This is a genomic window from Halomonas litopenaei, from assembly GCF_017303055.1.
Taxonomy (GTDB): Bacteria; Pseudomonadota; Gammaproteobacteria; order Pseudomonadales; family Halomonadaceae; genus Halomonas; species Halomonas litopenaei_A.
Window position 1 is genome coordinate 465,555 of the sequence record NZ_JAEKJT010000001.1, and the last position, 19,897, is coordinate 485,451.

The window sequence follows — 19,897 nt, forward strand, 5'->3', positions numbered from 1 at the left end:
GCGCTGCGTTGTACATGAAAAATGCAGCAGGCGACATCGCTGACGGTGGGGCAAGCCAACCAGCTAGTACCAGAGGTCGGGGGAGTTTTTGTGCAGTCTGGCTTTTCTCATGACGCAGATATTTTTGTAAGCACGCTAATAGGCGTGAAAAAGCAATAGCATAGGAGAAGAAAAAGGGGAAGACGGGGTGGTGGAGAAAAAGAGGTAGCTCATTGTCCTCTGGTACAGTATTGAGATATCTCGTGCGCATGTAATGTCGTATCTGCACAACTGTGTGCGTGTGCCAAAAATTATACAGCCCCCAAACGCTATAGAGAGACGCCCCTATGATCATTGCCACCGTCGTTCAGCTTGTTGGTCAAGCTTGGGCCCGTGACGCAGAAGGTAACCTGAGAGCCCTGGCAGAGGGTGACCAGCTTCGCGAGGGCGAGGTGGTGATTACCGGCAATGGGGCGCGCGTCAGGCTCGAACAGGTGGACGGTGCGCCCTTGGTCGAGATGGAGAGCAATGCTCAGATTCTGCTGACTCAAGATATCGCTGAAGGCAGTAGCGAAGGCGAGCAAGCGCCGGTACTCGAGGACCCTGACGTCGCCAGGGTGCTGGCGCTGCTGGAAGAAAGCGATGGGGATCTGCTGGATATCCTGGAAGCACCGGCTGCGGGGGCTGCTGGTGGCGCTGGGGTTGAAGGCGGGCATGATTTCGTGCGTCTGCTGCGTATTGTTGAGGAAGTGACGCCGCTGTCGTTCGAGTATGGCTACCAGCGAGTAGACGACGAGCTTCCTCAGCAGGAGGGCGGCGGTTCAGACGACGTTGATGAGCCGGTCACGTTGACTGGCTTGGACGGCCCGCAGGGGGGTACTGGCGGTGCAGTGGGCACTGGCGGCGCAGCCGTGGGCTTTGCATCCGCTGAGCAGACCGTCAGCGAGTCCGGGCTTGCCACAGGTAGCTCGCCCGCTACCGGCAGTATCGTCAGTGGCAGCTTTGGGGTCAGTGCGCCCGACGGTTTAACCTCCATCACGGTGGGCTCCAGTGGTCCGATCAGCCTGGACCGGCTGAATGGACTTGCCGGTAATCCGCTGGTCATCAATACCCCTCATGGCACCCTGACGCTGACCGGTTATACCGGAGGTGCCACGGGTGGCACCGTCAGCTATACCTTCGAGCTCACCACGCCGGTCGATAATGACAGCGCGGATGGTGCCACCGGTGACGGCCTTGTAGAGAGCATCGTGATCACTGCCACGGATACCGATGGCAGCACCACCAGCGGTTTTCTCGATATCGCGATTCTCGATGATGCTCCTCAGGCCTTCGACGATACCGCCGAGACCCAGGAAGACACCCCGATCACCTACAACGTGCTGGCTAACGACGTTGAAGGCGCGGACGGTGCAACACTGACCACTGCGACGTTGCGTGACCCGAGTCAGGGCAGCGTATCGATCAATGCCGCGGGTGACGTCACCTTTACCCCGGCGCCGGGCTTCGAAGGCGAAGCGCTGATCGACTACACCATCACCGACGCCGATGGTGACACCAGCGACGCGGTGTTCAGCGTCACGGTGGCGGAAGACTCCACCCCGACCATCAGCGTGCCGGATGACTCCCCGAGCACCGAAGGGGGCCAGTTCACCGTCAGTGAAGCGGGCCTGGCGGGCGGCAGCGCCGCGGGCGACGGCAGCCAGACCACCAGCGGCACGCTGCCTATCACTACCGGTGGTGACAGCCTGGCCTCGTTGGTCATCAACGGCGTTAACGTCACCGCTGGTGGCACCGTAGTGGGCGACTTCGGCACGCTGACCGTCAGCGTCTCCGACGCCGGCGACTACAGCTGGAGCTACACCCTCGACGACAGTACCCAGGATCACACCAGCCAGGGCACCGGAAGCGATGACCTGGCGGATCAGTTCGCGATCACGGCCACGGACAGCGACGGCGACGAAGCTTCCACCGACCTGACCATCCAGGTGCAGGACGACGTGCCGGTGGCGGTGAATGACAGCGCCAATACCGCGGAAGACACCCCGATCACCTATAACGTGCTGGCGAATGACACCCAGGGCGTAGATGGGGCAACGCTGACCGCAGCAACGTTGCGTGACCCGAGTCAGGGCAGCGTATCGATCAATGCCGCGGGGGATGTGACCTTTACCCCGGCACCGGGCTTCGAAGGCGAAGCGCTGATCGACTACACCATCACCGATGCCGATGGTGACACCAGCGACGCGGTGTTCAGCGTCACGGTGGCGGAAGACTCTACGCCGACCATCAGCGTGCCGGATGACTCCCCGAGCACCGAAGGCGGTCAGTTCACGGTCAGCGAGGCGGGCCTGGCGGGCGGCAGCGCTGCGGGCGACGGCAGCCAGACCACCAGCGGCACACTGCCCATCACTACCGGTGGTGACAGCCTGGCCTCGCTGGTCATCAACGGCGTCAACGTCACCGCTGGCGGCACCGTAGTGGGCGACTTCGGCACGCTGACCGTCAGCGTCTCCGACGCTGGTGACTACAGCTGGAGCTATACCCTCGACGGCAGCACCCAGGATCACACCAGCCAGGGCACCGGCAGCGATGACCTGGCAGATCAGTTCGCCATCACGGCGACTGACAGCGACGGCGACGAAGCCTCTACCGACCTGACCATCCAGGTGCAGGATGACGTACCGGTGGCGGTGAATGACACCGCCAATACCGCGGAAGACACCCCGATCACCTATAACGTGCTGGACAACGACACCCAGGGCGTAGATGGGGCAACGCTGACCTCAGCAACGTTGCGTGACCCGAGTCAGGGCAGCGTATCGATCAATGCCGCGGGGGATGTGACCTTTACCCCGGCACCGGGCTTCGAAGGCGAGGCGCTGATCGACTACACCATCACCGATGCCGATGGTGACACCAGCGACGCGGTGTTCAGCGTCACGGTGGCGGAAGACTCCACCCCGACCATCAGCGTGCCGGATGACTCCCCGAACACCGAAGGTGGCCAGTTCACCGTCAGTGAAGCGGGCCTGCCTGGCGGCAGCGCTGCGGGCGACGGTAGCCAGACCACCAGCGGCACGCTGCCCATCACCACCGGTGGTGACAGCTTGGCCTCGCTGGTGATCAACGGCGTTAACGTCACCGCTGGCGGCACCGTGGTAGGCGACTTCGGCACGCTGACCGTCAGCGTCTCCGACGCTGGCGACTACAGCTGGAGCTACACCCTCGACGGCAGCACCCAGGATCACACCAGCCAGGGCACCGGCAGCGATGACCTGGCGGATCAGTTCGCGATTACGGCGACAGACAGCGACGGCGATGATGCCTCCACCGACCTGACCATCCAGGTGCAGGACGACGTACCGGTGGCGGTGAATGACAGCGCCAATACCGCGGAAGACACCCCGATCACCTATAACGTGCTGGACAATGACACCCAGGGCGTGGATGGGGCGAATGTCTCTGCGGCGACCCTGCGCAATCCCAGCCAGGGCAGTGTGTCCTTCAACAGTGACACAGGTGAGGTGACCTTTACCCCGGCACCGGGCTTCGAAGGCGAAGCGCTGATCGACTACACCATCACCGACGCCGATGGTGATACCAGCGACGCGGTATTCAGCGTCACGGTGGCGGAAGACTCCACGCCCACCATCAGCGTGCCGGATGACTCCCCGAGCACCGAAGGCGGCCAGTTCACGGTCAGCGAAGCGGGCCTGCCTGGCGGCAGCGCCGCGGGCGACGGCAGCCAGACCACCAGTGGCACGCTGCCCATCACCACCGGTGGTGACAGCCTGGCCTCACTGGTCATCAACGGCGTTAACGTCACCGCTGGCGGCACCGTGGTAGGCGACTTCGGCACGCTGACCGTCAGCGTCTCCGACGCTGGCGACTACAGCTGGAGCTACACCCTCGACGGCAGCACCCAGGATCACACCAGCCAGGGCACCGGAAGCGATGACCTGGCGGATCAGTTCGCCATCACGGCCACTGACAGCGACGGCGATGATGCCTCCACCGACCTGACCATCCAGGTGCAGGACGACGTACCGGTGGCGGTGAATGACAGCGCCAGCGTGGCCGAGGACACTGCACAGGCCATCTCTGGCAACGTGCTGGCCAATGACACGACCGGTGCCGACAGTTCCACAGCGCAGCCTGCGACGGTCGCCCTGGATAGCCCCAGCGCCACAGGCGAGTTTGGCACCCTGACCCTGAACAGCGATGGCAGCTGGAGCTATACGCTCAACAACAGCGATGCTCGTGTGCAGGCGCTTAGCGGTGACGAAACGCTGACCGAGACCTTTGCCTACACCCTGACCGATGCCGACGGCGACACCTCCCCGGCGACGCTGACCATCACGGTCACCGCCACCGATGATGGCGTGAGCCTGAGCGGCTTGAAGGCCGAAGGTGGCGACGTCCAGGTCAGTGAAGCCAACCTGGCGGATGGCAGTGCCGCAGACAGCACTTCGCTGACCCGCGGCGGCAGCTTCACCTTCACCAGTGTGGATGGTGTGGCCAGCGTCCAGGTAGGAGATCAGTCACTGACGCTGAACCAGCTGCAAGGTCTGTCCACGACCAACCCGGTGGTGGTCGATACGGCCTATGGCAGCCTGTCCCTGACTGGCTTCGATGGAGATGCTGCCGGCGGCACGGTGAGCTACAGCTACACCCTGGATACCCGCGTCGACAACGATAGCCAGGACGGCGCCACCGATAGCGGCTTCACCGAAACGGTGGGGCTGGTGGTGACGGACGATAACGGTAGCGCGTCTAGCGGCAGTCTTCGTATTGCCATTGCGGATGATGCGCCGTCGGCGAGCGATGATAGTGCTAGCGTGGCCGAGGACACTGCACAGGCCATCTCTGGCAACGTGCTGGCCAATGACACGACCGGTGCTGACAGTTCCACTGCGCAGCCCGCGACGGTCGCCCTGGATAGCCCCAGCGCCACAGGCGAGTTTGGCACCCTGACCCTGAACAGCGATGGTAGCTGGAGCTATACGCTCAACAACAGCGATGCCCGTGTGCAGGCGCTTAGCGGCGATGAAACGCTGACCGAGACCTTTGCCTACACCCTGACCGATGCCGACGGCGACACCTCCCCGGCGACGCTGACCATCACGGTCACCGCTACCGATGACGGCGTGAGCCTGAGCGGCTTGGCGGCCGATGGTGGCGACGTCCAGGTCAGTGAAGCCAACCTGGCGGATGGCAGCGCGGCAGACAGCACTGCGCTGACCCGCGGCGGCAGCTTCACCTTCACCAGCGTGGATGGTGTGGCCAGCGTCCAGGTAGGAGATCAGTCACTGACGCTGAACCAGCTGCAAGGACTGTCCACGACCAACCCGGTGGTGATCGATACGGCCTATGGCAGCCTGTCCCTGACTGGCTTCGATGGAGATGCTGCCGGCGGCACGGTGAGCTACAGCTACACCCTGGATACCCGCGTCGACAACGATAGCCAGGACGGCGCCACCGGTAGCGGCTTCACCGAAACGGTGGGGCTGGTGGTGACGGACGATAACGGTACCCGTGGTCAGGCCAGTATCAGTATTGCTATCACCGATGATGGCCCGTCGCTGCAGATCGGCGACTCTACTGAGCCGGGTACCGCAACAGTGGTGGAAGGCCAGAGCGTCAATGGCAGCTGGACCACCGATGCCGGTGCCGATGGTGCCACCGTTACCGTGACCGTGGGAGGTGACTCCCTGGTTCTGGGTAGCGCAGCGGATGCCACGGTGTCCTTCGACCTGACCGAAGGCACTCTGACCGTTGGCCGCGATGGCAGCTGGACCTTCGAGGCCAACAACAACCTCGACCAGGCAGAGAACCCGTCGGTCAACTTCACCATCGAGACCGTCGATAGCGATGGTGATACCGCCTCCGACAGCCACACCGTCACCATCACCGACGGTACTGGCCCGACGGTCACCGTTACCGACAGCGATCCGGCGACCACCAATGCCGCCGTGTCCCTGGATGATGCTGACACTGAAGGCGACGCTTCCTCTACGGACGTGGCGAGCCTGACCTTTACGGCGGGCAGTGATGCGATTGCCAGCATCGGCTTTGGCAGCACAGATAATATTGATGTGGATGGCCTTAATGGCACCCTGACCTGGACACTGAACTCCGCCGGTCAGCTGGAAGGGCGCACCGAAGCCGGTGGCGAGCCGGCCATCACCCTGACGCTGAATAACAACGGCTCGGTCACGGCTGGCCAGTCTGCGGTAGTGACCGTGACGGCCACGCTGGCCGACAGTCTGGTCCACGCCGATGGCGTTGATGCACTGACCATCAGCGGGATCACCGTGGTCGGTACCGACACCGACGGCAGCAGCACCGAGGCAAGCGTCTCGGTCAGCGTCGCCGACGATCAGCCGACGCTGCAGATTGGCGACTCCACTGAGCCGGGTACCGCGACAGTCGTGGAAGGCCAGAGTGTCAATGGCAGCTGGACCACCGATGCCGGTGCTGATGGCGCCACCGTTACCGTCAGCGTGGGCAGCGAGACGCTGACGTTGGGCGACGCCGACAACGACGTCGTGACCTTCAATACCGCCGAGGGCGTGTTGACCGTTGGTCGCGATGGCAGCTGGACCTTCGAGGCGAACAACAACCTCGACCAGGCAGAGAACCCGTCGATCAACTTCACCATCGAGACCGTCGATAGCGATGGTGACACCGCTTCCGATAGCCACACCGTTACCATCACCGACGGCACTGGCCCGACGGTCACCGTCACCGACAGCGATCCGGCGAGCACCAACGCCGCCGTGTCCCTGGATGATGCCGAGACTGAAGGCGACGCGTCCTCAACGGACGTGGCCAGCCTGACCTTTACGGCGGGCAGTGATGCGATTGCCAGCATCGGCTTTGGCAGCACAGATAATATTGATGTTGATGGCCTTAATGGCACCCTGACCTGGACGCTGAACTCCGCCGGTCAGCTGGAAGGGCGTACCGAAGCCGGTGGCGAACCGGCCATCACCCTGACGCTGAACAACAATGGCTCGGTTACGGCTGGCCAGTCCGCGGTAGTGACCGTGACCGCGACTCTGGCGGACAGCCTGGCCCACGCCGATGGCGTCGATGCACTGACCATCAGCGGCATCACCGTGGTCGGCACCGACACCGACGGCACCAGCACGTCTGCCAATGTGGGCGTGACGGTGGCCGACGATCAGCCGACGCTGCAGATCGGTGACTCTACTGAGCCGGGTACCGCGACAGTGGTGGAAGGCCAGAGCGTCAACGGCAGCTGGACCACCGATGCCGGTGCCGATGGCGCCACCGTTACCGTCAGCGTGGGTGGAGACTCTCAGGTTCTGGGTAGCGCAGCGGATGCCACGGTGTCCTTCGACCTGACCGAGGGCACTCTGACCGTCGGCCGCGATGGCAGCTGGACCTTCGAGGCCAACAACAACCTCGACCAGGCCGAGAGCCCGTCGGTCAACTTCACCATCTCCACGGTTGATACCGATGGTGATACCGCGTCCGACAGCCACACCGTCACCATCACCGACGGTACTGGCCCGACGGTCACCGTTACCGACAGCGATCCGGCGACCACCAATGCCGCCGTGTCCCTGGATGATGCTGACACTGAAGGCGACGCTTCCTCGACGGACGTGGCTAGCCTGACCTTTACCGCGGGCAGTGATGCCATTGCCTCCATCGGTTTTGGCAGCACAGATAATATTGATGTGGATGGCTTGAATGGCACCCTGACCTGGACCCTGAACTCTGCCGGTCAGCTGGAAGGGCGCACCGAAGCCGGTGGCGAACCCGCTATCACCCTGACGCTGAATAACAACGGCTCGGTCACGGCTGGTCAGTCCGCGGTAGTGACCGTGACCGCCACTCTGGCCGACAGCCTGGCCCACGCTGATGGCGTCGATGCACTGACCATCAGCGGAATCACCGTGGTCGGTACTGACACCGACGGCACCAGCACATCTGCCAATGTGGGCGTGACGGTGGCCGACGATCAGCCGACGCTGCAGATCGGTGACTCCACTGAGCCGGGTACCGCGACAGTGGTGGAAGGCCAGAGCGTCAATGGCAGCTGGACCACCGACGCCGGTGCCGACGGTGCCACCGTTACCGTAAGCGTGGGCAGCGAGACGCTGACGTTGGGCGACGCCGACAACGACGTCGTGACCTTCAATACCGCCGAAGGCGTGTTGACCGTCGGCCGCGATGGCAGCTGGACCTTCGAGGCCAACAACAACCTCGACCAGGCCGAGAGCCCGTCGGTCAACTTCACCATTGAGACCGTCGATAGCGATGGTGATACCGCCTCCGACAGCCACACCGTCACCATCACCGATGGTACCGGCCCGACGGTCACCGTCACCGACAGCGATCCGGCGAGCACCAATGCTGCCGTGTCCCTGGATGATGCCGAGACCGAAGGTGACGCTTCCTCAACGGACGTGGCCAGCCTGACCTTTACGGCGGGCAGCGATGCGATTGCCAGCATCGGCTTTGGCGATACCGGCGCTATCAGCGTCGACGGCCTGGATGGCACCCTGACCTGGACCCTGGACTCCGCCGGTCAGCTGGAAGGGCGTTCCGAGGCCGGTGGCGAGCCGGCCATCACTCTGACGCTGAATAACAATGGCTCTGTCGCCGCAGGCCAGTCCGCGGTAGTGACCGTGACCGCGACTCTGGCGGACAGCCTGGCCCACGCCGATGGCGTTGATGCACTGACCATCAGCGGCATCACCGTGGTCGGCACCGACACCGACGGCAGCAGCACCGAGGCAAGCGTCTCGGTCAGCGTGGCTGACGATCAGCCGACGCTGCAGATCGGCGACTCCACTGAGCCTGGCACCGCGACAGTGGTGGAAGGCCAGAGCGTCAACGGCAGCTGGACCACCGATGCCGGTGCCGATGGCGCCACCGTTACCGTCAGCGTGGGTAGCGAGACGCTGACGCTGGGCGATGGCGATGCTGACGTCGTGATCTTCACCACTGCCGAAGGCGTGTTGACCGTCGGTCGCGATGGCAGCTGGACCTTCGAGGCCAACAACAACCTTGACCAGGCCGAGAGCCCGTCGATCAACTTCACTATCGAGACCGTCGATAGCGATGGTGACACCGCTTCCGATAGCCACACCGTCAACGTCACCGACGGTACTGGCCCGACGGTCACCGTCACCAGTGGGGACGATGATCCGGCAACCGAGAGCCTGGATCTTACGCTGGACGAAGTGGGTACCATCGGCGGCGCAGAGCAGGACTCTGGTGTGTTGACCTTCACTGCAGGCAGCGACAACCTGACCAGTTTCAGGTTTGCCAATATTGCAACAGACGGCAGCGTGTCAGGCATTACCACCGCTGGGCTGGAGCCAGGGCAGACGCTGGTATGGACAGCGAATGCGAATGGCCAGCTCGAAGGCCGCTTGGGTGGTAGCACTGCTGTCGCGGTGACCCTGTCCCTTGCTGCTCCAGCGTCTGTCGAAGCGGGTGAGGACGGTATCGTGCGGGTTACCGCTGAACTCAGCGAGGCCCTCCCGCATGAGGTGGCCGATGCGCTGGCGAACTCGCTTTCTATTAGCGGCATCGGAGTTGTTGCGACCGAGGCTGACGGTGATAGTGCCACGGCCCAGGTGACCGTCAACGTCGTTGACTCTGCACCGCAGGCTGTGGCCGACGTGAACGCCATCACCGAAGACACCGCGTCCGTCTCTGGCAACGTCATTGACGGTGCTGCAGATGATGCCGGTGCCGACACCCTGGGCGCCGATGCCACCACGGTCACCGCGGTGACCAGCGACAACGCCAGCGGCAACACCGCCACCACCAATGCGGATGGTGAACTGGTGTTTCAGGGCGAGTACGGCACCCTGACCATCGCACCGGATGGCAGCTACAGCTACGCGTTGGATAACACCAACCCGGCGGTACAGGGGCTGGACGGCAGCGAGTCGGTCACCGAGGTGTTCACCTACACCCTGACCGACGCCGACAGCGACGCCAGCAGTACCACTCTGACCCTGACCATCAACGGCCAGGAAGATGACCTGCCCACCATTACCGTGACCGACAGCGACGGGAACGTGACCGGCGCCGACAACAGCGTGGAGGAGGACAGCGGCGATACCGTGACCGGCACCTTTACCGTGGGCGGCAGTGCGGGTGTGGCCAGCGTGACCATCGGCGGTGTGGAGCTGGTGGGAGCGGACTTCACCACTCCGGTGAGCATCCCCAACACCGGTGGCCAGGGCAGCCTGACCATCACCGGCTTTAACGCCGCGACGGGTGAGTTCAGCTACAGCTACACCGAGACCGGGGGGCCGGCAGAGCACAACGCGACCAATGACAATATCGTCGACAGCTTCGCGATTGTGGTGACTGACAACGAAGGCGACACCGCTAGCGACAGCCTGGATATCCAGATCCTGGATACCGCACCGCAGGCCGTGGCCGACGTGAACGCCATTACCGAAGACACGGCCTCCGTGTCGGGCAACGTCATTGACGGCGCTGCAGATGATGCCGGTGCCGACACCCTGGGAGCCGATGCCGCCACGGTCACCGCGGTGACCAGCGACAACGCCAGCGGCAACACCGCCACCACCAATGCGGATGGTGAGCTGGTGATCCAGGGCGAGTACGGCACCCTGACCATCGCACCCAATGGCAGCTACAGCTACGCGTTGGACAACACCAACCCGGCCGTCCAGGGGCTGGACGGCAGCGAGTCGGTCACCGAGGTGTTCACCTACACCCTGACCGACGCCGACAGCGACGCCAGCAGTACCACTCTGACCCTGACCATCAACGGCCAGGAAGATGACCTGCCCACCATCACCGTGACCGACAGCGACGGTAACGTGACCGGCGCCGACAACAGCGTGGAAGAGGACAGCGGTGAGACCGTCACCGGCACCTTCACCGTGGGCGGCAGTGCAGGCATTGCGGGCGTGACGGTGGCAGGCGTTGATGTCACTGGCGCCACCCAGGCGAACCCTGTGGTCATCACCACAGGCACCCAGGGAACCCTGACTATCACCGGCTTCGATGCCGCGACGGGCGAGTTCAGCTACAGCTACACCGAGACCGGGGGTCCGGCAGAGCACAACGCGGCCAACGACAATATCGTCGACAGCTTCGCGATCGTGGTGACCGACAACGAAGGTGATACCGCCAGCGACAGCCTGGATATCCAGATCCTGGATACCGCACCGCAGGCCGTGGCCGACGTTAACGCCATTACCGAAGACACCGCGTCCGTCTCTGGCAACGTCATTGACGGTGCTTCAGATGATGCCGGTGCCGACACCCTGGGGGCCGATGCCACCACGGTCACCGCGGTGACCAGCGACAACGCCAGCGGCAACACCGCCACCACCAATGCGGATGGTCAGCTGGTGATCCAGGGCGAGTACGGCACCCTGACCATCGCACCCGATGGCAGCTATAGCTACGCGCTGGATAACACCAACCCGGCGGTACAGGGGCTGGACGGCAGCGAGTCGGTCACCGAGGTGTTCACCTACACCCTGACCGACGTGGATAGCGACGCCAGTAGCACCACCCTGACCCTGACCATCAACGGCCAGGAAGATGACCTGCCCACCATCACCGTGACCGACAGCGACGGGAACGTGACCGGCGCCGACAACAGCGTGGAAGAGGACAGCGGTGAGACCGTCACCGGCACCTTCACCGTGGGCGGCAGTGCAGGCATTGCGGGTGTGACGGTGGCAGGCGTTGATGTCACCGGCGCCACCCAGGCGAACCCTGTGATCATCACCACGGGCACCCAGGGAACCCTGACCATCACCGGCTTCGATGCCACGACGGGCGAGTTCAGCTACAGCTACACCGAGACCGGGGGTCCGGCCGAGCACAACGCGGCCAACGACAATATCGTCGACAGCTTCGCGATTGTGGTGACCGACAACGAAGGTGATACCGCCAGCGACAGCCTGGATATCCAGATCCTGGATACCGCACCGCAGGCCGTGGCTGACGTGAACGCCATCACCGAAGACACCGCGTCCGTCTCTGGCAACGTCATTGACGGTGCTGCAGATGCTGCCGGTGCCGACACCCTGGGAGCCGATGCCACCACGGTCACCGCGGTGACCAGCGGCAACGCCAGCGGCAACACCGCCACCACCAATGGGGATGGTGAGCTGGTGATCCAGGGCGAGTACGGCACCCTGACCATCGCGCCCAATGGCAGCTACAGCTACGCGCTGGACAACACCAACCCGGCCGTTCAGGGGCTGGACGGCAGCGAGTCGGTGACCGAGGTGTTTACCTACACCCTGACCGACGCCGACAGCGACGCCAGCAGTACGACCCTGACCCTGACCATCAACGGCCAGGAAGATGACCTGCCCACCATCACCGTGACCGACAGTGACGGGAACGTGACCGGTGCCGACAACAGCGTGGAAGAGGACAGCGGCGAGACCGTCACCGGCACCTTCACCGTGGGCGGCAGCGCGGGTGTGGCCAGCGTGACCATCGGCGGTGTGGAGCTGGTGGGAGCGGACTTCACCACTCCGGTGAGCATCCCCAACAACGGTGGACAGGGCAGCCTGACCATCACCGGCTTCGATGCCGCGACAGGCGAGTTCAGCTACAGCTACACCGAGACCGGGGGTCCGGCAGAGCACAACGCGGCCAACGACAATATCGTCGACAGCTTCGCGATCGTGGTGACCGACAACGAAGGCGATACCGCCAGCGACAGCCTGGATATCCAGATCCTGGATACCGCACCGCAGGCCGTGGCCGACGTTAACGCCATCACCGAAGACACCGCCTCCGTCTCTGGCAACGTCATTGACGGTGCTGCCGATGATGCCGGTGCCGACACCCTGGGAGCCGATAGCACCACGGTCACCGCGGTGACCAGCGACAACGCCAGCGGCAACACCGCCACCACCAATGGGGATGGTGAGCTGGTGATCCAGGGCGAGTACGGCACCCTGACCATCGCGCCCAATGGCAGCTACAGCTACGCGCTGGACAACACCAACCCGGCCGTTCAGGGGCTGGACGGCAGCGAGTCGGTGACCGAGGTGTTTACCTACACCCTGACCGACGCCGACAGCGACGCCAGCAGTACGACCCTGACCCTGACCATCAACGGCCAGGAAGATGACCTGCCCACCATCACCGTGACCGACAGTGACGGGAACGTGACCGGTGCCGACAACAGCGTGGAAGAGGACAGCGGCGAGACCGTCACCGGCACCTTCACCGTGGGCGGCAGCGCGGGCATTGCGGGTGTGACGGTGGCAGGCGTTGATGTCACTGGCGCCACCCAGGCGAACCCTGTGGTCATCACCACGGGCACCCAGGGAACCCTGAGCATCACCGGCTTCGATGCCGCGACAGGCGAGTTCAGCTACAGCTACACCGAGACCGGGGGTCCGGCCGAGCACAACGCGGCTAACGACAATATCGTCGACAGCTTCGCGATCGTGGTGACCGACAACGAAGGTGATACCGCCAGCGATAGTCTGGATATCCAGATCCTGGATACCGCGCCGCAGGCCGTAGCCGACGTGAACGCCATCACCGAAGACACCGCGTCCGTGTCGGGCAACGTGGTGTCTGACGGAACTGGTGCGGACACCCTGGGAGCCGATGCCACCACGGTCACCGCGGTGACCAGCGACAACGCCAGCGGCAACACCGCCACCACCAATGCGGATGGTGAACTGGTGATTCAGGGCGAGTACGGCACCCTGACCATCGCACCCGATGGTAGCTATAGCTACGCGTTGGATAACACCAACCCGGCCGTCCAGGGGCTGGACGGCAGCGAGTCGGTGACCGAGGTGTTTACCTACACCCTGACCGATGCGGACAGTGACGCCAGCAGCACCACCCTGACCCTGACCATCAACGGCCAGGAAGATGACCTGCCCACCATCACCGTGACCGACAGCGACGGGAACGTGACCGGCGCCGACAACAGCGTGGAAGAGGACAGCGGCGAGACCGTCACCGGCACCTTCACCGTGGGCGGCAGCGCGGGCATTGCGGGTGTGACGGTGGCTGGCATTGATGTCACCGGTGCCACCCAGGCGAACCCTGTGGTCATCACCACGGGCACCCAGGGAACCCTGACCATCACCGGCTTTAACGCCGCGACGGGTGAGTTCAGCTACAGCTACACCGAGACCGGGGGGCCGGCCGAGCACAACGCGGCCAACGACAATATCGTCGACAGCTTCGCGATTGTGGTGACCGACAACGAAGGCGATACCGCCAGCGATAGCCTGGATATCCAGATCCTGGATACCGCGCCTGTTGCTGCCGATGATCGCGTCGACGGTGTGCAGTCCTCGCAGGTTGTGTCGAAAGACGCCACCGAAGGGCTGCTGTCCAATGATGATCAGGGAGCGGATGGCGCCAGAGTGACGGCGGTAGACCTTTCCTCGCTGCAAGGTAGCCTCGAGTGGAACGCCGACGGCAGCTTCGTCTACACCGCGACGGAGTCAGGCAGCTACACCGAAGTGGTGCGCTACACCATTACGGACGCCGATGGTGATACCAGCGAAGCTACGCTGACCATCCAGGTTGAGAATGGTGTGCCGAGCACCCAGCCCAGCAACGTGCAGGTCAATGAAGCAGGCCTGGACGGCGGCTCCCAGGCGGGGAATGGCTCGGCGACGGTCACCGGGCAGCTGGTCGCGACGGATCCCCAGAGCGACACGCTGACCTTCAAGGCGGAGACCATCAAAGGGGAGTACGGAGACATCGTGATCCGTGCCGATGGCTCATTCACCTACACCTTGACCAAGCCAGTGACGTCCTCCGACAACCCGGTGGACGATGCAGAGAGCTTCACCTACACCGTCACCGACAGCCAGGGCAACTCGGCAACTGGCACCATCACCGTAGATGTGATTGATGACGTACCGCAGGCCGTCAATGACACACCGGCCGCGCTGCAGTCAGGCACATCGCTGACGACCACGGCCGACAATGGCCTGCTGGCCAACGACGTGCAGGGCGCAGATGGTGCCGAGGTGGTGTCGATCGATACCAGCGGACTGCGTGGCGAGCTGACGTGGAATGCCGACGGTAGCTATACCTACACCGCGGAAGCCAACGCCAGCTATGAAGAAGTGGTGACCTACGTGATTCGTGACGCCGACGGCGACACGAGTCAGACCAACGTCAAGTTTGTGGTGACGGATGGTTCCCCGACCGCCAATCAAGCAACAGCAACGGTCAGCGAGGCCGGTCTTGCCGCTGGTAGCGACGCCGGCAGCGGCAGTCACAGCGTTTCCGGGCAGCTGAGTGCAACCGATGCCCAGGGAGATGACCTGAGCTACACCGAAGCGCGGATCGAGGGGGATCATGGCGTACTGGTGATCAGCAGCGATGGTTCCTTTACCTATACGTTGAGCAGCGCTGTGACCGGGAGCCAGGCGGACAATGGCGGCAACACGCTGACCGCCCAGGAGACCTTCACCTACAGCGTGACCGATGCCCACGGCAATACCGCCAGTGCCAGCATCAGCATCAACATTGTGGATGACGTGCCGCAGGCGGTGGATGACACGGCCGCCACGGCTGAGGACACCGCGGTCACCGTTGATGTGCTGGCCAATGACATGGGCGGAGCCGATGGTGCTGTGCTGCAGTCGGCTGCACTGGCGCCTGGACACGAGTCTGCCGGTCGGGTGACGGTGAACAGTAGCACCGGAGAACTGACCTTCACGCCAGGACCTGGGGTCGAGGGAACCGTCGTCATTCGCTACACCATCGTCGACGCCGATGGAGATACCAGCGAGGCCACCTTGACCGTCAATGTGGCTGCGGATTCTCGACCCGAGGGGGCTATCGACAAGGCGCTGCTCGATGAAGACGGATTGCCGGGCGGTATCGCTGGCGGCGTCGGTGACCTGGCGGGTGAGGCCACAGTGGTCAGCGGTACATTGGGATATTCCTTCGGCGCGGACGGTGCTGCCAGCCAGAACGCCTTTGCCTGGAGCCTGTCGGGACTGCCGAACGTATCCTCTGGCGGGGAGCCGGTCAGCTATGGCCTGAGCAACGATGGACGTACGCTCACAGGCCGTGATGCCTCCGGAGCTCTGGTGCTGAGCGTGGCGCTGACGGACGTCGCCAGCGGTGCCTACGAAGTGACCCTGCATCAGCCGCTGGATCACCCTGACAGTGAGAGTGAGGATGTCCTGGCGTTCAAGATCGGCTACAGCGTCACCGACGGTGACGGCAGCTCTGCCGATGGGGCGCTCCAGGTGCTGATCAATGACGACAGCCCTGAGGCGTTCACGGCGCAGACCGCTACCCTGAGGGATGGCGGCGGTGGCAGCATCGACTTTGCCGACGCCGCAGGGGCAGATGGCGTATCCAATGTGGTGTTTGCCGGCATGGATGGCCAGGTCGCCACGGACACCGATGGTCACCCGCTGTACTTCGAAGGTGAAGCCTTGACCTATCGCATGTCCGCTGACGGTTCTCAGCTTGACGCTGTGACGGCGGATGGCACCGTCGGCTTCAGCGTGGTGCTGGACGCTGCGGGCGACAGCTACCGTCTCGAGGTCAGCGATGGCGACGTCAGCAACGGGCGCACCGAACGAGCGGAAGTGTCGGATCTGGATCTCTCGGGTGTCGTGCGCTACCACGGCGCCAACTATCAGGATCTAGAAACTGACAACGATGTCCTGTACTCGACGCCCAATGGCGTCGGCATCGTGCCGCTTGAGGGCGGAATTGGTGTGGCCGGCGGCCTCAGTACGGGGATCGAACTCAATGAGGCTATTCGCATCAGCTTCCTGGACAGCCTGGCATTCTCGGATGTGGGAGAGCCGAGCTGGCAAGGGCATGAGCGCGTAGCTGAAGTGCGCCAGACCATCCACGTCGATGGGGATAATGCGAAGGCCGTGGTGACCGTCGCTGCCATCGACTATGTGGCAGACGGTGCGGGCGGTGGCTCACCGGCCCAAGGGGCGAGCAGTGACTTCCGTCTGACTGTGGACGATGTGCGCATCGTCGACCACACTGGCACCGATGTGACCAGCCAGGTTGGCATCACCGTCGACGGTGCGGGCCGACTGGTGCTGGATGGCATGCAGGATGGCTGGTCATTCGTGCTGAGCCCGGAAGGCGGCATGGAGGGCATCGAAGTCACCGGCGGTGGCACGGTACCGTTCGTGCTGGGCGATATGGACTATCGCCTGGGCGAGGCAAGCAATGCCTTTGATATCGAGCTTGGGTTGTCGGGCATCGACGGTGATGGAGACACCGCCAGCGGTAGTCTGACCCTCGAAGTCAGCGCTCCGGATCAGCTGTTTGTCGGTGATAATTCCGACAACAGCGTGACCGGTGGCGGTGGCAGCGATGTCATGATCGGCGACGGCGGAGGCAAGTTCACCGTCATCAACCCGGCCCAGAACTACAACGTTTCGTTGATCCTCGACAGCTCCGGCAGCATGAGCGCTGACTCGGGCACGCAGGGCCTGTCGCGCATGGCGTTGGCCAAGCAGGCCCTGGCCAACCTGGTGGAGCAGCTGGCGGACTTTGACGGCATCATCAATCTGCAGGTGGTCGACTTTGATACTGGGGCGCGGTTTACCCAGACCCTGGATCTTGGCTCGTCAGAGAGCGAAGTGGACCGTATCGTCGACTACATCAATAGTGTCGACGGTTCGCGCAACTCGGGAGGTGGTACCAACTACGAGGCGGCCTTCGAGGCCTCCAAGGGATGGCTCGAGGAGCAATCCGCGGCGAATGGCTACGACAACCTGACGTACTTCCTGACCGATGGTTTGCCCACCTTCTACGTCACCGATAGCGGTGGTACCGGGGGTAACGGAAGGGATACCGGCTTCAACGAGGTCAACAACGCTCTGGAAGCCTTCGAGGGCCTGTCCGCCATCAGTCGCGTCGAGGCCATCGGTATCGGTTCGGGTATCAACGAGGACGTGCTGCGCTTCTTTGATAACACCGATGTGACGGGCGTCAGCCAGGTGATTCCTTACTCCTCGGCCTCCTTCAGCGGAAGCCGCGGCTTGGTGGACTTCTCTGGTAGCGATAGCCCGTTGGATACGCAGACGGGCTGGACGAAGTCCGGCGACAGCACGGGTGGTCTGGCGGTGGGCGGTGGATCGTTGTATTTGGTCGACTATCGTCCTGGCTCAACGACAGGCGCGGCCGTGGCTACCAGTCAATCCTTCACTCTGGAGGCTCCAGAAAACGGCTACTCGACGTTGCAGTTCAGGTACCAGACTGATGACTACGGGAACAGCGATTATTTCCGCTATTTTGTCGAGAAGTCTGACGGGCAGGGCGGTTGGACCACAGTGGCTTCAGGTCGACCCGGAGAAAGTCAGTCCTGGAGAACTTTTGAGACGGAACCGCTTGATAGTGGCGTCTATCGCATCGTGCTGGACGTGATCAACGGCTCCGGTGGGTACGATAGCATCACGGTGGATGACATCACCATCAGGGATTATGAGTACCCGACAGCTCCGGTGGGCGAGGCCTCCATCGTCAACACCGCTGAAGAACTGGAAGCGGTACTCAACGGCGGGTCGTCCTTCGACAAGCTGGCGGCCCTTGGTGATGACACGCTCGATGGCACGGACCGTGCCGACATCATCTTTGGTGACACCGTCAACACCGACCACCTGGAGTGGACCGATGGTAGCGGCAAGGTGTTTGCTGCCGGTGAACATGATGGTCTGGGCTTCTCGGGTCTGTTCGAGTTCCTGAAATGGTCCGAAAACGGCGGTAGCGATCCTGATCAGGATCAGATCATGGATTACATTCGCAGCAACTATGAGGCGTTGCTCGATAGCGGCCGCAAGGATGGTGGCGCCGACACCCTGAAAGGCGGTGACGGTGACGACGTGCTGATCGGCGGGGGCGGCAATGACACCCTGCACGGTGAGGATGGCGATGACCTGCTGCTGGGTGGTGCGGGTGACGACCTGCTGCTGGGTGGACTCGGTGCCGACACCTTCGCCTGGGTCCTGGGTGACCAGGGCGAGGCAGGCGCCGCCGCCGATGACGTGATCGCGGACTTCCATGTCGCGGCGGCGGGCACGGCGCCTGGCACCGATCCGGAGGCCGATGTGCTGGATCTGAGCGATCTGTTGCAAGGCTTCGATGCAAGTGATGATCAGCAGTCGCTGAACGACTTCATCCACGCTGAGCAGGACGGTGATGACGTGGTGCTGTACATCAAGAGCGATGGTGGGCTGGCTGGCGATAATGCCAATGCCGATCAGTTGATTACCCTGGAAGGGGCGAGCATGTCAGGGCAGTCGGGCGAGGACTTCTTGACCCAGCTGCTGAACCAGGGACAGCTGGACGTCTGATCACGCCAGTGGGCGGGAGACGACGGGGTAGTCAACAGTCGTCAGTAGTTGCAGGTCGAGGGGGCCCCATCCGTGGGGCCCTAACGAGAATCGAGCAGCGCCCCTGCAGAGTGAGGTCAGGTGCTGGGGCACAAGAGAAAGTTGATATATGCTCGATCAACGAAGAACAGGGAGAAAGCGGCATGTACGTCCAGCGTGACGGGGAAGGTAAGCTTGTCTGCGTGAGCCGAGAGCCAACGGCTATCTGCGACGAGTTCATGGCACCAGATGACCAGGAGTTGCTGGCATTCCTGTCTGACGGCAGCCCGCGCCATGAGCAGTCGCAGTTTCACGCGTCTGATCTGGCGTTTGTGCGGGTACTTGAGGATGTGTTGGACCTGCTGATGGACAAGGGAGTGATCAGTTTTACCGATCTCCCTGAGGCGGCGCGTCGCAAGATCATGGATCGCCAGTCACTGCGTCGTCGCTACAACGACGTGGACCTGGTGGGCGGCGATGACGACCCTCTGATTTAACAGCGCGGTACGCAACAACAAGGCCACCTTTTCAGGTGGCCTTGTTGTTGCTGCCTAGTGGTTTGG

2 protein-coding genes are annotated in these 19,897 nt (G+C 63.1%); both read left to right on the top strand.

What is annotated here, in order from left to right; all coding sequences use genetic code 11:
• The first annotated feature begins 326 nt into the window (after positions 1–326).
• Positions 327–19,316 carry a VCBS domain-containing protein gene (locus JF545_RS02090; protein WP_206938101.1) on the top strand — a complete coding sequence of 6,330 codons (18,990 nt, stop codon included), beginning with the start codon at positions 327–329 and terminating at the stop codon, positions 19,314–19,316.
• Between the two features lie 182 nt (positions 19,317–19,498).
• Positions 19,499–19,831: a tryptophan synthase subunit beta like protein gene (locus JF545_RS02095; RefSeq protein ID WP_206938103.1), complete on the top strand. Its 333-nt coding sequence runs from the start codon at positions 19,499–19,501 to the stop codon at positions 19,829–19,831.
• Positions 19,832–19,897 lie beyond the last annotated feature (66 nt).